Source organism: Acetomicrobium thermoterrenum DSM 13490, assembly GCF_900107215.1.
GTDB lineage: Bacteria > Synergistota > Synergistia > Synergistales > Acetomicrobiaceae > Acetomicrobium > Acetomicrobium thermoterrenum.
In genome coordinates, this window is record NZ_FNPD01000018.1 from 1 (window position 1) to 3,757 (window position 3,757).

The 3,757-nt window shown below is 33.0% G+C and carries 4 protein-coding genes; all 4 read left to right on the top strand.

The genetic code is table 11. From position 1 onward, the window contains the following. Positions 1 to 384, top strand: a 384-nt coding sequence (locus BLU12_RS09770; protein ID WP_143270399.1) for a sugar ABC transporter substrate-binding protein, incomplete at its 5' end; no start/stop codon positions are given. Positions 385 to 658: 274 nt separating this feature from the next. After that, positions 659 to 1,804 (top strand): Gfo/Idh/MocA family protein, encoded by a 1,146-nt coding sequence (locus BLU12_RS09775; RefSeq protein ID WP_234945614.1) that lies wholly within the window; start codon positions 659 to 661, stop codon positions 1,802 to 1,804. 62 nt (positions 1,805 to 1,866) lie between these two features. After that, a complete protein-coding gene (locus BLU12_RS09780; RefSeq protein WP_091462431.1) occupies positions 1,867 to 2,649 on the top strand; it encodes a hydroxypyruvate isomerase family protein in 783 nt (260 codons plus the stop codon). Between the two features lie 800 nt (positions 2,650 to 3,449). Next, positions 3,450 to 3,757 (top strand): sugar ABC transporter substrate-binding protein (locus BLU12_RS09785; protein WP_234945615.1); only part of this gene is annotated, 308 nt, incomplete at its 3' end.

The following is a 3,757-nucleotide window of genomic DNA, read 5'->3' on the forward strand; positions in this document are numbered from 1 at the left end:
AAGCAGCCAGCTAACTCGGAAAGAGCTCTAGGTATGCAGGTAATGGAAAATATTCTAACGTCAAATCCTGATCTAGATGCGGTGTTTTGTACTAATGCCGAAATGGCTATGGGGGCATTACAGGCAACAGTTGCAGCAGGCAAAAAAATAATAATAGTTGGCTTTGATGATGACAGAGATATTCTTAATAGCATAGCAAGTGGTAATATAACGGCTACTATAGCTCAAAACCCATTCGATATGGGAAGACTTGGAATCGAAATGGCTGTAAAACTTCTAGAAGGAGAGGAAATTCCAAAAAGAATCGATACTGGAACTACTCTAGTTACAAAAGATAATGTAGAAGACTTTATTAAGAAGAAAGAAAGCATTTTTAAAAACTAAATAAACTATATTTCTATCAGCTGAAAAGCCATACTTTAACTGCAATTAACCTGAATGATCGCTTTAATGCTATTGCGTATATATTTTGAGATTGCTGAAAAATGCTCGAAACTTATGAAAACAAAACAAATTATAACTTTATTTATTAGAAGCAAAAATAAAAATTATGTGGCTCTTTTGCAATATTTTGTTTGTTAGTAATATAAATAGCCATTTTTCAGCAACCTCAAATTTATTATCATCAAGTAGGTTCTAATATGTTAGGAGGCTAAATATGTCTTATCTTGTGACCTATGGAATGGTTGGAGGAAGCAAAAAAGGGCAAATTGGGAAAGTACATCGAAAAGCAATAAACTTACATGGAAAGGCAAAAATAGTTTGTGGTGCCTTCTCGCGAAATTTTAATGATACACTAGATCTTGGTAAAGAGTTGAATATAAGCGAGGAAAGGCTATATAAAAATTATGAAGAAATGGCAGAACAAGAACGTAGCAGGCCTGATAAAATAGATTTTGTATCGATAGTGACGCCTAATAAAACGCACTATGAAATTTCAAAAAAATTCCTAGAATGTGGTATTAATGTGATGTGCGAAAAGCCTTTCACTTGTTCATCACAGGAAGCGGAAGAATTACGCATTCTCGCTGAAAAGAACGATTTACTTCTTGGGATTTCTTACTCTTTTACAGGATATTCAATGATTAGATATGCTCGAGAAATGATTAGAAGGGGAGAAATTGGCGAGGTCAGATTTGTTAATGCCCAATACTTATGTGACTGGATGGCTAAAGTACCCTTTAGAGGGAAAAACAAGCAGCAAGATTGGAGATCCGATCCAAAATTATCAGGAATATCTAACTGCGTAGCAGATATCGGGTCTCATGTTGAAAACCTTATATATTATATAACGGGGCTAAGGGTTGAATCATTAAGTGCTAGAATTGATCATTTTATCGAACAAGATGGACTTGATGATAATGCTTCTATATTAGTAAATTATAACAATGGAGCCAGAGGAATATATTGGACATCGCAAGTAGCCATAGGACACGAAAATAATTTAAATTTTGGCATTTATGGAACAAAAGGTTCAATCGAATGGTCAAGGGAAAATGCGAATTTTTTAAAAGTATCGACAATCGAACAACCCTTTACGATTGTAACTCGAGGAAATGCGCATATTAATGACTACATAAAACAAGATTACGTAACACCTGGTGGACACACCGAAGGTTACATAGATGCCTTCGGTAGGATTTATGACAAGTTTATCTCTTCCATAATTCAACAAAAAAATTGCCTACAGTTTAATAAAAGTGATTTAGAATTTCAAACTGCTGAATTAGGTATTTCAGGAATGAGATTTATAGAAAAATGCATTGAAAGTGCTATTCACGAAGGTGTTTGGGTAAATTTATAAGGTTAATTTTTTAAGGCAGAAATTGAAAGTATTTTTTTATTATAAGTATAGGTTGGTGGTATATGGTGATTAAAGTTCTTTGTATTGAAACATTATTTAATGATTATCCGTTTGAAGATAGGTTCTATTTAACAAAGAAACATGGATTTGATTATATTGAATTTTGGTCATGGATCGATAAAGATATATCTCGTATAAAAGAGCTATGTGATATTAATAATCTTAATATTACTGCATTTTCTGGTGATCAAAGTTATTCGCTGCTTGATAAAAGTGAACAAGATAATTATATCACATTTGTCAAGAAGTCTATTGAAATTGCCAAATATTTGAATTCTAATTGCTTGGTACTCCATTCTAATCCTTTAGACAATAGTGGCAATGTATTAAAAACATATGATTACATTGATAATGATATTAAGATTCTTAATATTATTGACACTTTAAAAGCGCTAGCGCCAATTGCAGAGGATACTGGTATACTGTTATTATTGGAGCCACTAAATTCTATAATTGATCATCCTGGCAATTTTTTAACTCATACTGAAGATTCTGTAAAAATTATCGAAGCAGTTGGTTCCCCTAATATTAAAATTTTGTATGATATTTACCATATGCAAATAATGGAAGGAAACCTTATAAACACGATTAAAAAATATGTTAATATCACTGGTCATATACATATCGCTGATGTCCCTGGAAGACATGAACCAGGAACAGGTGAAATAAATTATAATAATATATTTAAATGTTTAAATTCTATTAATTATGATAGCACAGTAGGATTTGAATTATTTCCACTTTATTCTACAGAAAAAGCATTGAATACGATAAGAACTTTATAATATATGGAAATAAAATAATTAAAAATATTAGGATTTATAAGATCATGGCAATTGAGTAGTTCTGTGATCAAGAGTCCCTTTTCCTGGGCGCCGATCAGAACGACCTTCCCCCTATTACCTAAGAATTTCATATCGACGCCCAAGGCTCTTTAAAAACTTGACGTTTCTCTCCAATACATCCTTTTCAACTTTGAGTATCTTTATTGTTTTTTAAGGATCCTGGTCTCCGATTTGATCTCTTCCAACTTCTTAATTATTCTTGGATTATTATGGCAAACACAATAACCTTGTATATCTCTAACAAGGAGTATATTTTGTTTTGCTCAAAGCAACTCTAATTTCAAATAGATTTACTGTCAAGGCAACTCCTATTTTTCCCACTTTCACTGCCTCCAAAGGGGCCGTTTAGTTGATTCTTTCCGGCCCTTAGGTAAAACTACACCTCAACTTAGTTTCTTGTGTACGTCAAGTACCAATTCGTTGTTATATATATTCCGAGAGCTTCTATTTACCATGGTATCCAAATTTTATTATCGCAGCAATGTATTTTGAACTACGGTGTATCAATATCTAGATAGCTACGCCAAATTATCCTTTTGTTCATTTTTAGGTCATTTTGCATTTTATTAAATCCTAGACAAATAAAGGAACACTACTTATAATTTAGAATGGGGTTTTGTAAAATGGTATTTCATTTCATATTACTAATGTTGGTTAGAAGAGGGGGTGACAATGCAAGGAATCGTTGTGCGCTTTTGGTGTTTTAGTATAGTACTATAACAAAAGAAGAGGTGAGTATGATGCGTAAGTTTTTTTTGGTGTTTTTGGTATTTGTTTGCATGTTAGCTTTAATGGCTAGTCCCTCACACGCTAAAGATAGCCAGTATCGCATAGGAGTTGTCTTAAAAGCTTTAGATAGTGATTTTTGGCTCTCTGTTAAAAGAGGTGCAGAAGCAGCTGATAAAAAATACGATAATGCAGAAGTCATCATTTTAGCTGCAGATAGAGAGATAAATGTTCAACAACAAGTACAAATTGTTGAAGATCTCATTACGCAAGGAGTTAATGCCCTTTGCATAGCACCTTCTGGATCGCAGGAGCTTATACC

Bases quoted from the DNA above. Each gene is read 5' to 3' on its own strand.
- BLU12_RS09775 (WP_234945614.1), top strand. From the start codon at position 659: ATGTCTTATCTTGTGACCTATGGAATGGTTGGAGGAAGCAAAAAAGGG.
- BLU12_RS09780 (WP_091462431.1), top strand. From the start codon at position 1,867: ATGGTGATTAAAGTTCTTTGTATTGAAACATTATTTAATGATTATCCG.